The sequence below is a fragment of the Fulvitalea axinellae genome, from assembly GCF_036492835.1.
Lineage (GTDB): Bacteria > Bacteroidota > Bacteroidia > Cytophagales > Cyclobacteriaceae > Fulvitalea > Fulvitalea axinellae.
In genome coordinates this window covers 243,242-261,337 of the sequence record NZ_AP025314.1, presented here as the reverse complement: position 1 = coordinate 261,337, position 18,096 = coordinate 243,242, and the positions used below count along the sequence as shown (strand labels likewise).

Annotated in this window: 17 protein-coding genes; 5 read left to right on the top strand and 12 right to left on the bottom strand. The window is 46.9% G+C overall.

Going from position 1 to position 18,096, the window contains the following annotated elements:
- Positions 1 to 904 precede the first annotated feature (904 nt).
- From sph to porD, 11 genes are all read right to left on the bottom strand, one after another.
- The gene (sph, locus tag AABK39_RS00980) at positions 905 to 2,452 is read right to left on the bottom strand and encodes a sphingomyelin phosphodiesterase (protein ID WP_338393078.1); all 1,548 of its coding nucleotides are present in this window, start codon (positions 2,450 to 2,452) and stop codon (positions 905 to 907) included.
- Positions 2,453 to 2,720: 268 nt separating this feature from the next.
- The gene (locus tag AABK39_RS00975; RefSeq protein WP_338393077.1) at positions 2,721 to 3,170 is read right to left on the bottom strand and encodes a hypothetical protein; all 450 of its coding nucleotides are present in this window, start codon (positions 3,168 to 3,170) and stop codon (positions 2,721 to 2,723) included.
- 248 nt (positions 3,171 to 3,418) lie between these two features.
- Entirely contained in the window at positions 3,419 to 4,276 is an 858-nt protein-coding gene (locus AABK39_RS00970) for an Rpn family recombination-promoting nuclease/putative transposase (protein ID WP_338393076.1), read from the bottom strand.
- 226 nt (positions 4,277 to 4,502) lie between these two features.
- Positions 4,503 to 7,022 (bottom strand): WG repeat-containing protein, encoded by a 2,520-nt coding sequence (locus tag AABK39_RS00965; RefSeq protein ID WP_338393075.1) that lies wholly within the window; start codon positions 7,020 to 7,022, stop codon positions 4,503 to 4,505.
- Positions 7,023 to 7,514: 492 nt separating this feature from the next.
- Positions 7,515 to 7,937, bottom strand: a complete 423-nt coding sequence (locus AABK39_RS00960) for a hypothetical protein (RefSeq protein ID WP_338393074.1) — start codon at positions 7,935 to 7,937, stop codon at positions 7,515 to 7,517.
- Positions 7,938 to 8,037: 100 nt separating this feature from the next.
- Positions 8,038 to 8,574 (bottom strand): SUKH-3 domain-containing protein, encoded by a 537-nt coding sequence (locus AABK39_RS00955; protein ID WP_338393073.1) that lies wholly within the window; start codon positions 8,572 to 8,574, stop codon positions 8,038 to 8,040.
- Positions 8,575 to 8,772: 198 nt separating this feature from the next.
- A complete protein-coding gene (locus AABK39_RS00950; protein WP_338393072.1) occupies positions 8,773 to 9,441 on the bottom strand; it encodes a hypothetical protein in 669 nt (222 codons plus the stop codon).
- A 115-nt stretch (positions 9,442 to 9,556) separates the two neighbouring features.
- Complete coding sequence (locus tag AABK39_RS00945; protein ID WP_338393071.1) at positions 9,557 to 10,324, bottom strand: hypothetical protein; 768 nt, start codon at positions 10,322 to 10,324, stop codon at positions 9,557 to 9,559.
- A gap of 278 nt (positions 10,325 to 10,602) precedes the next feature.
- Positions 10,603 to 11,223, bottom strand: a complete 621-nt coding sequence (locus AABK39_RS00940; protein ID WP_338393070.1) for a helix-turn-helix domain-containing protein — start codon at positions 11,221 to 11,223, stop codon at positions 10,603 to 10,605.
- Positions 11,224 to 11,275: 52 nt separating this feature from the next.
- A complete protein-coding gene (gene recN / locus AABK39_RS00935; RefSeq protein ID WP_338393069.1) occupies positions 11,276 to 12,934 on the bottom strand; it encodes a DNA repair protein RecN in 1,659 nt (552 codons plus the stop codon).
- Positions 12,935 to 13,127: 193 nt separating this feature from the next.
- The gene (gene porD, locus AABK39_RS00930; protein WP_338393068.1) at positions 13,128 to 14,036 is read right to left on the bottom strand and encodes a type IX secretion system protein PorD; all 909 of its coding nucleotides are present in this window, start codon (positions 14,034 to 14,036) and stop codon (positions 13,128 to 13,130) included.
- 202 nt (positions 14,037 to 14,238) lie between these two features.
- Between porD and AABK39_RS00925 the strand changes: the two genes are divergently transcribed.
- Both AABK39_RS00925 and AABK39_RS00920 read left to right on the top strand, forming a co-directional pair.
- On the top strand, positions 14,239 to 14,913 hold the full coding sequence (locus tag AABK39_RS00925; RefSeq protein ID WP_338393067.1) for a hypothetical protein: 675 nt from the start codon (positions 14,239 to 14,241) through the stop codon (positions 14,911 to 14,913).
- Positions 14,910 to 15,539: a porin family protein gene (locus tag AABK39_RS00920; RefSeq protein ID WP_338393066.1), complete on the top strand. Its 630-nt coding sequence runs from the start codon at positions 14,910 to 14,912 to the stop codon at positions 15,537 to 15,539. Before AABK39_RS00925 ends, AABK39_RS00920 begins: the two co-directional genes overlap by 4 nt.
- Before the next feature lie 227 nt (positions 15,540 to 15,766).
- Here AABK39_RS00920 and AABK39_RS00915 read toward each other — a convergent pair whose 3' ends face one another.
- Positions 15,767 to 16,168 (bottom strand): VOC family protein, encoded by a 402-nt coding sequence (locus tag AABK39_RS00915; RefSeq protein ID WP_338393065.1) that lies wholly within the window; start codon positions 16,166 to 16,168, stop codon positions 15,767 to 15,769.
- 297 nt (positions 16,169 to 16,465) lie between these two features.
- Between AABK39_RS00915 and AABK39_RS00910 the strand changes: the two genes are divergently transcribed.
- The 3 genes from AABK39_RS00910 to AABK39_RS00900 are packed head-to-tail and all read left to right on the top strand — an operon-like array spanning position 16,466 to position 17,977.
- Positions 16,466 to 16,939: an NADH-quinone oxidoreductase subunit A gene (locus AABK39_RS00910; protein ID WP_338393064.1), complete on the top strand. Its 474-nt coding sequence runs from the start codon at positions 16,466 to 16,468 to the stop codon at positions 16,937 to 16,939.
- Between the two features lie 7 nt (positions 16,940 to 16,946).
- Positions 16,947 to 17,477, top strand: a complete 531-nt coding sequence (gene nuoB / locus AABK39_RS00905) for an NADH-quinone oxidoreductase subunit NuoB (protein WP_338393063.1) — start codon at positions 16,947 to 16,949, stop codon at positions 17,475 to 17,477.
- Positions 17,477 to 17,977 carry an NADH-quinone oxidoreductase subunit C gene (locus AABK39_RS00900; RefSeq protein ID WP_338393062.1) on the top strand — a complete coding sequence of 167 codons (501 nt, stop codon included), beginning with the start codon at positions 17,477 to 17,479 and terminating at the stop codon, positions 17,975 to 17,977. Before nuoB ends, AABK39_RS00900 begins: the two co-directional genes overlap by 1 nt.
- Positions 17,978 to 18,096: the final 119 nt, after the last annotated feature.

The following is an 18,096-nucleotide window of genomic DNA, read 5'->3' as shown; positions in this document are numbered from 1 at the left end:
AAGACGAAGAACCCGAAATAACGTCTAATAAAATTCCTCTCCGCAGAACCCCGCCCAGCTATGGCCGTTGCACTTACCTACTCCTTAAAAAACTCTCCAGCCCCTTGAGATCTGGAACAATACGCAAGCAGAACAAACAGCACGTTGCAAAAGTAAACAAACAGTCTGTTGGCAAACAGACTTCTTTATTTGATTCACCAATACGCCTTGTTCAAATCCACACACTTTCGTTTATGAAAAATCGCTACTGTCTTAATAGACATTTTTCCCGTACCCTCATAGCGGACTCCCTAACTCAAACCTATTATTAAGTCTATCCAGCCATAGATATTGGCAAGCTGGGGCAAATGAAGATTCCATTCACGGCACTATCCCCGACGAAGAGGTTCCGTTTTATGATGCCCTTTACTATACAATCAGAAAAATCTCGCAAAAGACTACCGCCAGCCAATAGCCCCGCTGGCTCTGATACTTTTTTTTCAAAACAAAAAACTACCGTCAGAGGCCACAAAGGAGGCTAGGCGGTAGTTTTTGCTTATTTGCGCAGGGAGAAAAACAAACATGTAACACATCGACCTTTTTTCAATTTTTTATCTGAATTCTATCACCTAACATTACACAAAACTCACACTCATGAACAACAGAAAATCCCTTTTCTCCCAATTCATCGTTTGTTGCGCAGGCGCCTATTTACTTTGGTTATTCGGCGCCATCAATTTACACAACAAGGTTTCCCTGTACGCAGTCATCCCCCTTGTATTTCTCTCTATATTCCTGACTCTCTTCCGGTTGGTTCGGTCGTATTTTCAATAGAGAGGGCTTCTTCTAAACAGTTCTCAGAAACGCAACGAAAAAATCCCGCAACTCAGGTTACGGGATTATAGTATCGTATTGTAATGTCTGATCAATACACCAACTCTCCGCTCCAATCCTCTCTGCTATCCGGATTCAGGTGGATAACAAAAAAGGCGTTATCGGTCAACCGTTCGTCCCACAGAAACATGTAATCTTTCCAGCGGTCTTGTTCAGGCCAAGGAGAAATATAACGCGTAGGTCCCACGGCATGGTCAACGACGAAAGCGACTACATCGCCTTCCTGTACACCGTTATTGATATCGCCATCATCCGACTTGATAACTTTCAGAGCCAAATTCATCATCGCCGAACCTTTTTTAGGGTAAATGCCCGTATTCGCGTATTCGTTCCACTTGAAATGACGCTTGTACGAAGGTTCTACAGTCACCAAAGTCCCATTAGCGATGTCGTTATAGTCTCCGTTGCCTTTGGCGATTACATTGTACAAAGCCTCCTTTGCTGGACTTGAAGGACCGATTTTCAAATAATCATCCCAATCACCGTCGGTTCTGGACGTAACGTACTTTCCGGTTTTCAAATGTTCAAAGCTAACATGGTCAAACTCCCGATACCTCAAACTCGCCTTTGGAGCATTAGCCGGGGCATACATAAATCCGGCGACGGGGTAGTGGTCCGAATACTCAAAAAATGAGGTTCCCATAGCGTGTACCTGCTTGGGCATTACGGGATCGAAACACAGATTCTGCCAAAACGGCGGAACCTTATGGTTTTTGGAATAAAGAACGTAATCCAGATACTCCGGCGTAGTACCGTCGTATCGCTTGGCGATAATCTGGTTTTCGATAACGTCAAAAGAATGCTCCTTGCCCACAAATTGCGGATCGCCAGCGCCAAGGATATCCAACATCGCCGGATACTCGGCAGATTCCCTAATCACGTTGAAATCGCCGGCCATAAGCACCATCTCATCCTTAGGCAGTCCGTCCATAAAAGATCGCATCTCCTTTAGCTGAGCGGCCCTTACAGGGGCGTACTTTTCCCAACCGCCGGTATGCGTAGCCTGCATATGCGTACCTATAATGTGGTATCTTTCTCCCTTTTTGTTAACCTGGGCGTAAGCGAAACCTTTGTTGGCCATATAATCGTACTCGACAGCCTCTTTGTAGACATACTGTTTTTTCACTTCGATAGGCCATTTGCTCAGAATAACCACGCCGCCATCCTCAAAAGTAACTGACGAATACGCCCCCAGCGTAGCGTCCCAGCCGGACTTGCCACGCCCCATCACCGGCGTCTGGTACGGATATTCTTTCTTCAACTTCTCAAGCAACCGGTCTACCGGACCATTATGAATCACTTCCTGAAAGACAACCACATCATAACCCTTCAGATAATCCGCCTCGGCCATACGCTCCACACGCTCATAATTATTCCAGTAACCGTCAACAGGCAACAGAAACAAATTATGACTCAACACGCTGATACCTTCCGGCCTATTATGACTAGCATTGCGCAATGCAGTTTCCTGCCCGGAAAACTCGCCTTCCAGATCATCAAGCTTGGACTCGCAAGAAGCCAACATTATGGCCAAACCCACGAATATAGGAGCCAAGACCCCATATACACCTCTCTCCATACCCTAAACATTTATCCATACATAAATATTTACCGGGTTTATAACGACCTATAACGCAAACGATTGCGTAACGAACAGCAAAGACGGGAAGTTTCCCGCCCAGCTCCATCAGGATGGTCTGTTATATTCAGGAATTTTTGTTTCTGGCTGCCGCTCAGTTTTGCTATTGCGCATACCACCAGCATTTGAGTTCGCACACGCCAGTTTTACAATTCTTACCGGATAAGCAAGGGTGAATGAGACTTCTGGGATTTAACTTACCAGCGAATTAGTCAGGACTTTCCACTTTCACAAATTTGTAAAGACACCCCTCGTCACACCTGCTCCCAATTTCACTAAGTATCATATACTTCCCTTTTATCTCGTAGCTATACAAGATCTCACCATTAGTATACTTTAGGAGCCATGCGTCAAAAGTCTCGCAACCGAAAGTAAAAGTAATTTCCTTATCCGAAAGCTTGTAAGTCCCTTCCTTACAATCAAACTCTCCTGACATGAAATTACCTCCCGACTTAAGTTCCAATTTATGGCCATCCTTGACATCCGTCCACACACGACTTCCATCAGTGTCAAAGGAGCCAAAACTGTTGCTTGTAAGTCGCCAAGACCCGTTTATCGAGGTGTTTTCTTCGGGGTCCTTATCCTTTTCATTTTCAGAACAAGAGGTCAACACCATAACGCATAAAAGGGGCAACAAATAGAATTTGATGTTTTTCATAACAATAAAAGTTAGGTAGTTTGAGGTACAGGCGGTCTTATCGCTATTGCCATATCGGCAAAGCGAGGACCAATTAAACAACTAAAAACAGACAGTTCTGAATAACAGACAAAAAAACAAACACCTCTTAAATATAAAGAAAAATAAAATAAACACAAAAATCACCTTAGTGAGTACTTTTCGAATGCAGAGAGCCTTTGACTTAGGGGGCAAACAATATGTTTACTGGCCTAATCACCGAGAAAATCTTATCTCAACAATTCAATCTCATCTATACCCAAACCCGTGCTTTTGGCTATTTGCTCAACTGACAACCCAACAGCCAATAAACTCTTGGCTATTTCTATTGCTTTTCTTTTTTCTCCTTGCTCAATACCTATCTCGATACCTTCCTGTAGTTTGTTATCCAAAGTCCCGTAATAGTCGCGGAGTGTTTTTAACGATTCTCGGTAATCTTCCAATTGAACAGGCGTGTATTTGGCTATCTCGGCGGCATCGAAAAACTTTTGGAATACACGCTCTTGCAACTGTAGCGGACGGTCGGTAAGCCGGTTAAGATTGCGCAGTAAATAAAGCCATTTATCGAATTGGCTTTCGAGCTCGTGCAATTGTTTTTTGAACTTGGGAGTCTCTAAGTAAATGAATGTCAGCTTATCGTAAAAGACCTTGTTTGTCTTGATATTCATCAACTTAACCTGATGGAGCAGTTCGTCCTGTTGGTGCTCATCAAAAATAAAATCCATGATACAAACAGTATAAACGGCCTTGAGCTTGAATTTCCACTCCGTACCCGGTTCGGCCTGTTCCTGAATCGGAAACGAAGCGTAATAGAGGCTCCTGTCCTTAAAGTTGGCTTGCTTGGCGCGTTGTAATTCTATTATGAATTTCTCGCCGTCCTGATTTTCGCAATACAGATCAAAAATAGCCCTGCGGTCATCAATCGCCCTAGCGTAGTGCTCGTTTTTATGGAAGGTCAAATCCTTTATCCGATCCTCTTCGGGTAATAACTGATTAAGGAAATCGATAAGGATGTCCTTGTTTTGGTCTTCGCCGAAAAGTTTCTTGAAGCCGAAATCTGTAAAGGGGTTGATGAATTTCTCGATCATAGGACTGGCTTTGAACAAGATAAAGATACAGTTTGGGACGGGTATTCGCAAGGTATTAGCCCCAGCCATCGCAAGCGTATTCGCTTGTGACTAAACATACCGCAAGCGTCCTCGCTTGCAAATGTAAAGGTCACAAGTACGGACACTTGCGTTGGCCGTTAAATACATTGACGGAATCCGGGGTAGTATCAATGATATGTCAGGAGTTGGTTGTTTCCCCCTCTTTCTACTCTTCAAACATCTTTTTGATGATCTTCCCTCTCATGTCTATGATCGCCATTTTTTTCTTGAATGTACCGCCTAAGTTGACTTCGGCTTGTCCGGCAATGAATTTCGGACGGTTTTCGAAAGTGCCTTCGTGTGTTTTTTTGCCTGCCCTGTCCACCATAAACCATCGGATACCGCGTGCGAATTGCTCATTGCCCACCACGGCGTATCCTTCTTTGTTGTAAGGGTAGGCCGTAGAGTACTTCTTTCCGTTTAGTTTGTTGCCCGAAGTGTCGATATGCCATTCCTTGTCGCCGGCTCCCATAAGCCCGCTTCCGATTTGCGTAACAACCGAAGTCCCGTTTTTGAATGGACCGGCCAGATGATACCCTTTCTTGAAAGCGCGAGCCCCCCTTTTATTGATGAAATAGCCTTTGTTTTCATATGGGGCCCGAACAAAACACAGGCCTTCGGAAAAGTGTTCGGCTCTTTCGAAACGACAGGGAACAGCCAGTTGCCCTTTTAGATTGATGAATCCGACGAGATTTGATTTTGGGTCGCGGATTGCCGCCAATCCGTCGTGGAAGGCATCGACAACCGGAAGTTTCAGAGGGATTACGATCTCTCCCGAAGGTTTGATGTAGCCCCAATTTCCGGTTTTCTTGTCTTGTACGGCCAGAAGGCCTTGATTGAATTGTTCCCCTGTTCGCGCCAACACTATGCCTTTCGGGAAGGTGCTTTTGTCATTGAGATTGAGCATTATTTCCCCCTGAGGGTTTACGTAAACGACCTTTCGTTCGCAAATGACTTGCATCAGTCCCGAATGAGCGTCCCAATCATAGTCGGGCTTTCTTGTCAGGAATTGTTTAGTCTTGTTTTCTTCCGTTCTGATGTCGCCCAAAACCTTTTCGTAAGCTTTTTTCGTTTCGGCGTCATCCGGGGCCAGGTCCAAAGAACGACTCAGGATACTGAGCTGATCATGGTAGTCCAGTTGTTCATCCGTAGCTCTTTCCCGAAGCCATACAGGTTGGTTCGGATCGGCTTCTATGGCTAATTCCAACATCGTGAAAGCCGCGGGGTCCATGCCTTGCAAAGGACTCTTTTTCTTTCTTCGGTAAGCCTCGTAATAAGTCTGGGCGTCGTACTTCGCATCCGGGTTCGGAGCTTCCAGTTTCGGCTCATGGCAGGGCGCTTGACCTTGCAGTATTTGGTATGCGTTGTTTTCCAGACAGGTGTTGTAATTATAGTAAGTAAGGTAATAATCCTCCTCGGCTTGGGTGACGCTGAGCGCGGCCAATTGCAGGTATTTTTCACGTTGGGGGCGTATTCTGTCTTCGAAATCTTTGACCAATTCCTTGATAGCCGAGTTTTGTTGCGCCAAAAGCGTGCGTTGCGCTTCACGACGGTCTTTTTCCAAATTGCTTTTCGCGATCATATGCGAAAGATTGGTTATGGTCGAGTTGAATTGCGCCTCGGTTGCGTTTTTGGCTTGGCTAGCGTTTTGGGCACTCATCTGATTGATGCGGTTGTGCTGGTCCGCGGCTCGCTGGGCGTAAGTTTGGTCCAGCGCTTGGCTTTTCTGGCGCACCTCAGCTATTATGCCCTGTATGGAACGGCTCTCGATACGGGATAACGAACGAACGGCCCCGTAGAAATCGCGTTCCTTAGCCCAAGTGTTCATAATGGAGCTGAATCTGGCCGAAGCGTTTTCTATAGCGTAAGCTTTGTTTCGGTTTGCCACCATGGCGTTTCGCGCTTTGATATGGGCTTCCCTGTTTGCCAATTCGGCTTTGTCCTGAAACGTTTCCCGTGAATCGGTTTTACGTCCGTTCCCTACCCTGCCTCCATTGTCCGTTTTGCCTCTCGAGCTCGAACCGGATTTTTTTGCGACGGGATTTAACGTAATAACCTTTTTCGGTGTTGGACCGTCATCCGTTTCTTTGTTATCGCCTTTCTTTGCCACAAGGATCTTGGCTTTTTTCTCTTCCTTTTGCTTCTGCTCTTTTTGGTATTGAGTTATTTTCTCTTCCACCGCTGGCTGTTTCAGGCTTTCGTTCAGTATGACAATTTTTCGGATAGCGAAATCGCTGAGTAATTTTGGTTTCTCGTGGCCTGAAGCGATATCGAAATACTTAGTGAGCCCTTTGGCTAATTGGAAGACTTCCGTTTTTCCATTGGCCAGCGTTGCCTTGGCTTTTAAGCCGAAAGGAAGGAATCCGGAGGAACCGCCGAGGTATTTGAACGCCGGATAAGAAATGGGGTATACCTGGCCTTGGTAACGATAGCCATTAATGTCGTATCGTACCGAGAAAGTCACCTCGGCCCGGAAAGTTGTGGGGGTCCGCCGGGTTTGCGTGTATTTGGCGGAGAATTTTATGTTCTTCAAAACGGTTCCCTCCGCATTGGCGTCAGTGGAAGCGATGGAATAATTGTCAGTCCAATTGTTGTAGGCTTTATTATCTTCTTGCGCAAAGGCCAATGAGCTGGCCAAGGCATAGAAGACATACAGTAGGAAGGTGCAGAAGGCTTGGGGTTTCATGGCTGTATGCTTGTAAGGTGTTGAAAACGAATACATTACAATAATACAAAATTATTTCAATATTAAACATTAACTAAAGATTGAATAAGACAATTCTATGTATTATAAGTCTCATTTTACCCGTAATCTTACATGACATTGTTTGGTGTGTAGATTTTAAGATCCGCATTACAACAAATCATCACTTAGATTCTAGTTTCACCGCCGAAGTTTTCAACCCAAAACTCGGGGGAAGGGATACTATCGACAGGCATTTTGGTATGGGCAATACGGATTTTGCCCATTGATACAGGATTTCAGGAAAGCTAATTAGTGCGGATGCGATGAGGATCGGGTAGGGAGCTTTCGTTTTTTGCGCCGGTAAGGGAACGGCTTTCCTGGCCGTCACAAGTATGGGGCCTTGCGACGGTCGTTAAATACGCTGGTGGGGGCCGGGGATTTTAGAATACCAACAACACTAAAACTAGTTGACCAAAAAAGCAGAGAGCAACTTTAAAGTTGCTCTCTGCGGACTCCTACAATTTTTTGAGCCCAAATATCAACGACCCAATTTGCGTAATCAGAGTAATTACTAGAGGCTAGTGTTAAAGAATAGCACAATTGAAAATCTAATTCAGAAGATTCATGGGGTTCAATAACAAATCCGTTAAATTCAAATAAGCATTTTTGATGCTCATTTTTCCAAAAAGACATCCCTAATAATTCTAACATTTTTTCAGCTTCTGATTTCAAAGCGAAAAACTTAGGAGTGCCGACATAAGCAAGAATACTCCTAATTTTTATAACATCTATTTTTTCATGATAGACCTCAAATGTGATTTCGTTAGAATCAAATAAAATATTAGCTATCCAATATTCATCATTCTGTTTAAAGACTATTTCTTTACCTTCAATATTAATTTCTATACTCTTCATTGTATTACAAATTCCCCCAGCCTTCGCAAGCGTATTCGCTTGTGACTAAACATACCGCAAGCGTCCTCGCTTGCCTCAGCCGGGTAAGAGCCTTGAACTTTTATTCTCTTTTAAACCATTTCCCCGCATGCTCTCCTTCCTCTTCTAAGACATAAGAAGTACTATACAAGTCATTCATCAATATATATTTAAGCCCGATATAGGCGTCATCATGCACTCTTAAACACCCCAATATTCCAGTATTAAAAATATATATTCTTAATTTTTCATCAATAGCGACAGTAAAACCTTCATCCATTTCACCAACAGGATATAACTGTTGATTCATTAATTCTGAATAATATTTTATACCCCCCTCTTCTCCGTCTTCATAGTACATTAAATCTCGATCATACATTAAATCAAACCAGATATAACGATCGAAACTGTATTCATCTTTTTCACCAGATGCTCTCTCTATTTCATGCGTCCCTCTATGATGAACAGATAGGTCTGAAAATTCTGACATGAACTTTATATAGCTGTCAGGATAGGTCCCGAACTCATCTTTTAACTCTGCTTGTATATCAACAGACCTTCCCTCAAACCAACCTGCCTGTTTAAAGTAGGGAAGTATCTCTACTGGTAACTTTCCCATTATTAATATGCTCCTTGTTTAATGTTTAAATCGGTTTATAATCCACGGCATGAAGGACAAGCGCATTTGAATTTGCCATGACGATAGCTTTGCTCTCCGAACGGGCAAGCGTAGACGCTTGCAAATATAAAAATCACAAGTGTGGGCGCTTGTGATCGCCGTTAAATACGCTGACGGGAGACGGGAATATATCCTATCCTAGACTATCAACGTCGCATCTTTATGTTGAAAAAGAATGTAGTCGCAGATTTGACCATCTTCATATGCTTCTCTTTCTTTAGGTAATCTAGAATCCTGTTTTACAAACTCCACCTTAAGGTCAGCCCCATTTTTTGAAAGAAATAAGATAAAAACATCATCAGCCAATTCATAACTTCTAATCATACTTCCGCTAACCGTTTCGGTTAACTCATCCCAAGTTAAACCGTCTCCATAATTAGACGTCCAAGGTTTAATTTTGTCATAGTGCTCAGGGCTGCACTCCACCACTCGATCATTAACTATTACAAAGTCACCAGAACTCCAAGTTGCATAGGTTAAATACTCCTCCGTATCTAGTAGCAAACCAAAAAATCCGGCACCTCCCATACCGTAATTTCCTAAATGCATTACGGCATCAATTACTTCTCTATTGATTAATTGATCTTTCGACATCTCATTCAACAAAACAGGCTTATTGAACATCAACGTCTGTGTACGTTTATCAAATTCTCCATAAAGCCTAAAGGCATCCTCATCACCAGCCGGCAGTTGAACCTCCTTATAAGTCTTCCATCCCAATTGTCTCCATTCTTCCAGAGCCTCAAGATCTACGATCATTGAATACTGTTCGACCGTGGCAATCTCCAAATCTAAATAGTTATGCATCTTATTTTTTCAACTTTAAGCTCCCCAGCCGTCGCAAGCGTATCCGCTTGTGACTAAACATACCGCAAGCGTCCTCGCTTGCCCATTACCCCCCAGCCTTACCAAGAATCCCCGGTCACCTCTTCCTCCTATCAAACAAAACAGCCAAATCCAAAACAATATAAACCGCAGGAAGCACTACAAACCCCAAAGACAACCCCAGCGCCGACGGCAAGTCAAGATCCCCATATGCAACCGCAAAAATGAATGCTCCGAAAAAGGAGATACATAGGGGGTACATTAGTGCCCGAAACAAAGTCTTTTTTACCGTCCACGGCGATTCCTCTTTACACAATCTCTTTTCCGCCACTTTTGCCGATCTTTCCACGACTGGCATTCCGGCTTGGGCTTCGGCTAGTCTTGCCAAAAATATCCGGATCTTCTTTTTTCTCCCGAACCAGTAAGGATAGCCCGGTTGCCCCGGATCGGGAACAGCGTTTACCAATATTCTGTTGCCGTCACTTACGAATGTCCACCGGATAGGTCCCCGGTGCCAGAAACGAACGTCTTTAGCTTCGAAATAACACTTGGTCAGCGAAGTCACACACCACCTTTGCTCGATCCGCATAGCCTTTGAGGCTTTTTTAAACGCCTCCGCGGAATGAGGAAACGAGTATTCTAAGAAATACAGGTCATAGTATTTTCGGGACAGATAAGCGACCATCAACAAGGCAAAGACGACTTGTAGCAGGACTTCGTTAAGGTCATAATGTTTGGCTATCGGTTTCGAGACAAAGAAAATCACAATCAAAAAAAGGAATGAGGGCAGGCCGAAATAATCAAATACCTCCCAAACCGTCAAACTAATACGCCTCTTCCGAAAAGCCTTCTTCCATTTTTCCATATCAAAAAATCATATCTTAAACTCGACTCGCTGAAAATACAAAAACGGGACAAGTCCCTTTTATGTATTCAATGATTTTTTAATCACGTGTGCAAACGCAACACATTCAACCACTGAAATTTTCAGCCCAAAACCCGGAGGAAGGGACACTATCGACAGGTATTTTGGTAGGGGCAATACGGATTTTGGCCGTTGGTACGGAACTTCCGGAGGGCTGATAAGGCGAATGCGTTGAGAATCGGGTGGGGGAAGGGCTTTTTAGGTTTGTTCGGGCATAGTTATGCCACCAACTCCGGCTCGGGCTCGGGGACTGTGGCCGGTTCCGGGGTTTTGGTTTTTGCCTTTTGGGCTTTGGGGGGCGTTACGGGTTTAGGGTCCGGCTTTCGTTTTTTGCGTTGATAAGGGAACGGCTTCGAATAGTCTATCGGGCGGTCCAGTACGCAGTCTTTATGAAACCGCAGATAGTCGTACAAAAATCTTAACTCCGTATAGTGCTCGGGCTTGTCGGAGGGCCTGAAGAGCGAATCACGGCGGTTTTGTGCCGAGCGGGAAAGTGAAAAATTAGGGTAGGGGCTTCGGCACCGGTCGTATTCCAGCGTATCGGAATACCAACAGATATAAAGGCGGTCGGGGCGGAGAGGGGGGAAACGCCAAAAGATTCCAGGCCTAAAACCGGGGTGCTTGCAGTGCGCCGCCCAGCGCCTGCGGGCCTTGTAAAGCAGGGCGGCGCTATCGGCCATATAGCCGAGCACTCCAAAGCTGTTGCGCTTTATCTCACGGCTTACGGTAGAGGGCGCCCGCCTGATGCCCTTCGCTATTTTGCGTATGGACTCGCCGCACCGGTATCTCCACTCGATGTGTCGGCGTTCGTATTTGCAAAGGTGCGATTGGTCCAGCATAGGTTTTCAATAAGCAAAAACCTTGCTCGGTAGCCCTGTCTTGCGCTAAGGTTTAGGCCTCGCCCCGCAAAAGTTCCCGGGCGCTCTGGTAAGCCGAGTCGGTAGGCCTAGCGCCACCGATCATTTTGGCCACTTCCTCCACGCGCTCGTTGTCGTCCAGCAGGCGCATCCGGCTTACGGTACGCTCCTGCGTGTGGTCTTTGAACACGAAGTAATGGTGCTCGCCGCGCGAGGCGATTTGGGGCAAGTGGGTAATCACGAGCAGTTGGTGCTTTAGGGCCATATCTTCCATCATCTGCACCATCTTCAGGGCTATCTCGCCCGAGATTCCCGTGTCAATCTCATCAAACACTATGGTAGGCAGGGCCGTCTTGTCGGCCAAGATATATTTTACGGCGAACATCAGGCGGGCGAATTCACCGCCGGAAGCCACTTCGCCCAGCGGACGGCGCGGCATGCCTTTGTTGGCCGAGAACATCAGGTTCACTTCGTCGGCGCCAGTAGGGCCAGGCTCTATATCGGTACGGTCCAATGACAGGGTGGCGTTTTCCATGCCCAAATCCTTGAGCAGTTCCACTATCCGGTTGGCCAACGGCTCGAACACCGCTTCCCGGCTGTCGGTAAGGTCGGTGGCCAGTGCTCTCATCTTGTCTTCGGCCAAATCAGCCAATTGACGGGCTTCGGCCATTTCCTCGTCCAGATTCATTACCCTTCCGAGTTTTTCCTCAAGCTCACGCTGTATTTCCAAAAGCTCCTCCACGCTACCCACTTGGTGCTTTTGTTCCAAACCGTAGATTGCGCTCAAACGCTCACGCACTTGGTCGGCTCTTTCCGGATCGAATTCCACACCTTCTTCCTCACCGCTTATCTCACCAGAAAGATCCTGAAGCTCTATCAAGCAACTATTGGCGCGCTCGTAGAGACCGTTGTAGCGCTCGGCCATCCCGGCCGCCGCGGATAGGGCGGTGGCCACTTCACGCAGAGCGTCGGTGACCGATTGCTCGGCACCGTCGAGGGCGTAGCTGGCCATACCGAGTTTGGATTTTATCTCGCCGGCGTTTTCCAACAGATTCAGCTCCTGTTCGGCCAGTTCTTTCTCTCCGGCCTCCAACGACAGGGCATCCAGTTCGTCAAAAAGGAATTTGTTGTAGTCGGCTTCTTTCTTCAGTTCCGAAGCTTGGGCCAACAGTTTGTCGTAAGCGTTTCTCTTCTTGCGAAAATCACGGTAAGCCTCGGCGTATTCGCTCTTCAGCTTCTGGTTTTCGGCAAAAAGATCCACGATTTCCAACTGGAACACATCGGTGCCCAGCTTCAGAGTATCGTGTTGGGAATGGATGTCGATAAGGTGGGCGCCCAACCGGCGCATGGTATCGAGATTGACCGGCGAATCGTTGACGAAAGCTCTAGATTTTCCGGCAGGACTTATTTCCCTGCGCAGAATGGTCTCGTCAGCGTATTCCAGTTCTTTTTCCTCAAAAAAACCTTCCAGCTTATAGGCGCTGATATCGAAGGTGCCTTCCACCACGCATTTTACGCCCGAATCATAAAGGGCTTTGGTATCGGCCCGGCGTCCCAGCAACAGGCCCAAGGCGCCCAACATAATGGACTTTCCCGCACCCGTTTCGCCCGTCACGATGTTGAGTCGCGCGGAGGGATCGATCCGCAACTGGCGAATCAAAGCGTAATTTTTGATCAGAAGGTTGGTCAGCATACTCGGATACCGTTTGTGGGATCGGGAAACTATCCGGCTTAGCAAACGGCCTCCCGAAGCCTTTTAATGTGTTGGCGAAAATACAACCGCAAGCGCTCTTTATAAAGAAACTCGCGACGAAAATCTAAACTTGTTAGCCCAAAGCCGACACTAAACTAAAAAAAGTAACCGAACGGAAAAAGACTTGCCCCGATCACTTGCCTAAAATTTTCTCGTATTTGTCCGATTCCGTAGGGTTTACCTGCGTCAGGATCTCGTAGGCCTCTTTCCTCAACGTCATATTTCCTTTCGAAAACATATTGGCCAACTCGTCGGCCTTGGCTTGGAAAAAGGAGCGGAGCAAAAGCGAATTCGGCCGAAGGCTGTTCAGCTCTTTAAGATTTCTCAAGAAACCCATTACGTTTTTCATGGCCTCTTCCGGCTTTTCAGCGTAAATGTCGAGCCCCTTGCGGTGATAATCGTACATGCCCTTGCGGAAATTCTCCATCCGGGTATTGAGCAGATCCTCCACCAACCAATACCGGCTATTCGGTCCGCTAAAGCTTTCCCATCCCGGTCTTTGCTGGCCTTGCGTAGCGTTCAGTATATCGCGGGCGCGGTCCAGGTATTTGGTTCCGCCCAATGGCGAAAAGGTGTCTTGGTGCGTACCGATGATCAAGTAGGCGTAATAAGAGAGCAAGGACGTGAGGTTGTTCACGTAAGTGTTTTCAGCGTATTCCAGCGGTTGGGATTCAGTGTATTCGAAAACCCATTCCTTGTCGGCGAAGACGTAAAAGGACATCGTCTCGTAAGAAGCGTCAAACACCGGCCGGGCGGCCTGAACGGTGGCTGTTCCGGAGAAATTACCGATCGACGGCATATCCTCAACATTCAGGATCAGGTTGCACTTGATTCGCTCGTGGCGCTGATAAGTCATATCCGTCCAAGGCCTGTTATTCAGGAATTCGGCGAAGGCCCGTTCCATCTCCTGAAATACCCTTTTGTCGGTGGCCTCCACGTTGTCGGCGTTAATTACCACACGGCAGTCCAGCTCCTGGGCCCGGGCGCCCAAAGCCACGGCACCGAAAACCAGCGCCAAAAATATCTTTCTCAATGTATTCATTTCCAAACGGTTTCTTTTCCGCGGCGCCGTCCCATTCTCTGTTCCCACTCCGCAGTCGACACTATTTTACTAAAAAAATCCATGGGAAAGAAGCGACTCCCCCCGCCAAAAGGCCCAATCCGGAAGGTTTCGGCGCACCGGAAGCAACAAAGCGCCACAATTTCAACTTTAGTAAACAATACCCGAACAGGAAAAACACGCTATGCGCATAAAACGCCTACTATTTACGCCTAAAAGAAAAGCACTGTTACCGGTAATTCTCGGGCTGGTTATTCTGTTGGCCGGATGCTCAAAAGAGACCCAACCCGGCCAAAAGACGGAAAAGCACCACGGCCTAAAGCCCGGCGCCGTTCCGGCCCAGATTCAGCGAGATTTTCATTTGGCCTTTCCCCGCGCCGAGTCATACTCGTGGTACGGGTATCCGGGCACTTACGGCTGGCAATACAACGGCCTGCACAGTTGGGGACCCTGGACCGGCGACTACTGGGACTACGACATCTGGGACAACGGCCTACCGCCATGGAACTCTTTCCCGACTTTCTACGAAGTGGATTTTATGCAAGACGGGCACAGTTACCAATCGTTTTATTCGCCCACCGGGCTAATGATTCTCACCCGCAGGTTTATGGATTTCGACGAGTTGCCCGAAGCTGTCCAAAACGCCTTCGAGAAAGGACCGTACGGCCACAAGAAACTTAAAAAGAAGAATATCCAGGAAGTGATAAAGCCCGGCTACTACACGCTGTACAGGCTGGTAATACAAAGGGGACTGTTTAAGAAGACGCTTTTTTATACGAAAGAAGGCTTCAAGACCAAACCATCGCAGGCATTTCGGGGCTATGGCGCTCCAAAACGCCCTAACCATGACCAACCATGAAAAAATTCACCCTAGTGCTGGCCGCCGTTTTGTTCGCCGCCACATTTGCCCATGCCCAATTCTTTACCTTCGGTGTAAAAGGAGGCCTGAGCACATCGTATGTAAGATTCGATAATGCCACAAGTGGCAACTACACGATCAAGGACGATGGCAACAGCTTCGGTTACCACGCCGGTATTTTCGCCAAAGTGTCTTTGCTCGGCATATTCGTCCAGCCCGAATTCTATTATTCCGAATCGGGTGGCGACATCAAGGTTTCGGACGGAATGATAACGGAAACAGGCAAAATCAAGTACCAGAAATTCGACTTACCCGTAATGGTCGGTTTTAAGTTTTTGGTGTTCCGTGTAAACGCCGGTCCAGTATTTACCCTTATTCTGGACCAGAGTATAAAAGACCTTCCGTCGGCCTTTAAGGATGTCAAACAAAACTACAATGACGCCACGGTAGGTTTCCAAGCGGGTCTGGGGCTGGATTTCCTCAAGCGCTTCACCTTAGACGCCAGATACGAGGGCAACTTAAGCAAACTCGGCAAAAGCTTCAGCCTGCCGGGTGGAGGGCATGTCAACTCGGATTTGAGAAACAACCAGTTTATTTTCTCCCTTGGCTATAAACTGATTCGCTAATAAAGGTCTTAGGTATCAGGTATTACGTATTTGGTATCGTGCCGATGAATGTACCTACATCTTCCCCAACTGAGGAGTTGTTTTAACCATTCCTAAAACACAAAATCCCTTTCGGAATGATACAGACTCGATCATTTCGAAAGGGATTTTATTTTATAGAAACTGAAAGTTGAGGTTCATGAAGCATTTGATATAGCCGAAATCGGTGGGCCAAATACCCAACTAAATCACGCTTTCTGATCCAACTGACAGTTCATTTGCCACGTAATGCCGTATTTGTCAGTCAACGTAGCAAAATAAGCTCCCCAGAACGTATTCTGCGGTTCCATATGCACCATGGCTCCTTCCCTCAGGCTGTTCACAACCGAATCCACTTCCTCGGGACTTCCCATACTGAATACGATTTGCGTGTTATTTCCCTTCATCGTGCGCTCGGGATGCGAGTCCGCCAAAAATATAAGGCCGTATTTCGTTTGTATCGACAAGTGAATTATGGCGTCCGGCGACGGAAACCCGGGAATATCACCCGCACGGTGCGTTTCCAGGATTTCGCCTTCAAAGGCTTCGCTGTAAAACTTGCCGGCTTCCTCGGCGCCATCTACCATCAGGTAAGGGATCATTTGTTGCATGACAATAATTTTAGCGTTTGAGTTTTGTTATTTCCATTCAAAATAGGAATTAAAAGAATTATAAACTAAATAATGATTAGCTTTTTTGTTAGCGAAATCACTTTTAGGGTTTGTTCCGGGCCAATAAGTTTCACATCCGAAGAACTTTGTGTAAGCTTCTTCCAAACTCCAGCTAAAGGTTTCTTCCGGCAAAATGTTTAACTTTGCCGAATACGGTACGGAAACTTATCCGTGGCGGACTAACGCCCGGTTATATTCCGCATACCGCATGTCTGAAATCAAACCCGTAACACTACCATGGCCAACCCCGGAATTTCCGCTTTCGGCGAAATATTGCTGTACATTATCGGCGGTGTGGGCTTCTGCGCAGCTACACTCTTTGCGGGAAGAATCTTCCGCCCCAACCGTCCGAACGACGAAAAACTCACCACCTACGAATGTGGCGAAGACCCGGTGGGCACCGGCTGGGGACGGTTCAACATGAGGTTTTACGTTATCGCTCTGCTATTTATTCTTTTCGATGTCGAAATCGTATTCCTGTTTCCTTGGGCTACCGTATTCGGGAACAAAGAGATGGTGGAAAGCACGGACGGGCTTTGGGCGATGTTCTCCATTACGGAGATGTTCGTCTTTATCCTGATTCTGGTAGCCGGATTGGCCTACGCTTGGGCCAAGGGGTTCCTGAATTGGGAAAAACCGAACGTCAAACCCGAAGCGTTCAAATCGAGCGTTCCGCAAAACCTCTACGAAAACCTCAACGGGAAATACTAACTCCGATATGAAAGGGCTTCTTGACACCCAATTCGAATCCGGTGGCGTTATCGTCACCAAAGTGGACGACCTGATCAATTGGGCCCGGCTTTCCTCGCTATGGCCCATGGGATTCGGGCTCGCGTGTTGCGCCATCGAGATGATGGGCGCTTACGCCTCTTCCTACGACCTGGACCGCTTCGGTGTAATTCCCCGGGCCTCCCCGCGCCAATCCGACGTAATGATCGTAGCCGGCACAGTGACCTTCAAAATGGCTGACCGAGTACGGCGCCTTTACGAACAAATGCCGGAACCGCGCTATGTAATATCGATGGGCTCTTGCTCAAACTGTGGCGGACCTTACTGGGAACACGGCTACCATGTGGTAAAGGGCGTAGACAGGATTATTCCCGTAGACGTGTACGTTCCGGGCTGTCCGCCTAGGCCGGAGGCACTGATCGGCGGCATTCTCAAGCTCCGCGACAAGATCAGGGAAGAAACCCTGATGGCCCCGACGGCTCTTCAAGCTATTATGGACAAAGAAAAACAGAACGCCTGATGGAAGTCTCTTTCGAAACAGTAACGGAACGACTCAAAGAGCGATTCGGCGAGGAGCTGATTCTGGAAATACGCGAAAACTCCGACCCGAAAACACTCTGCCTACCGGCCGAAAAAATTGCCGAAGTATGCGAATTCCTTCGCGACGACGAGCATTGCTACTTCGATATGCTTTCTTGCCTCACCGGACTCGATAACGGCCCGAAAGAAGGAACTTTGGAAGTGGTTTACCATTTGTATTCCATCCCTTACGAATATAAACTCGGGCTCAGCGTAAGCATTTCCCGAAACGAGGAAGACGGACAAAGCGTCCCGAGCGTGTGCGATATCTGGCAAACCGCCAATTGGCACGAAAGAGAGGCTTATGATTTGGTTGGAATCCGTTTCTCAAACCACCCCGATCTGCATAGGGTTCTGTTACCGGCAGACTGGGAAGGGCATCCGCTCAGGAAGGATTATAAGCAACAGGAAAAATATCACGGCATTACGGTCGAATACTGATCCGGAAATCCGTTTTTATATTCATTCGGCAGGGATTCTGTCCCAGCCAAAACAGAAAAGCGACTGTCGAGATTTCCTGACAGTCGCTTTTTATCTTTTGAAACCGGGCGAGCCCGGCT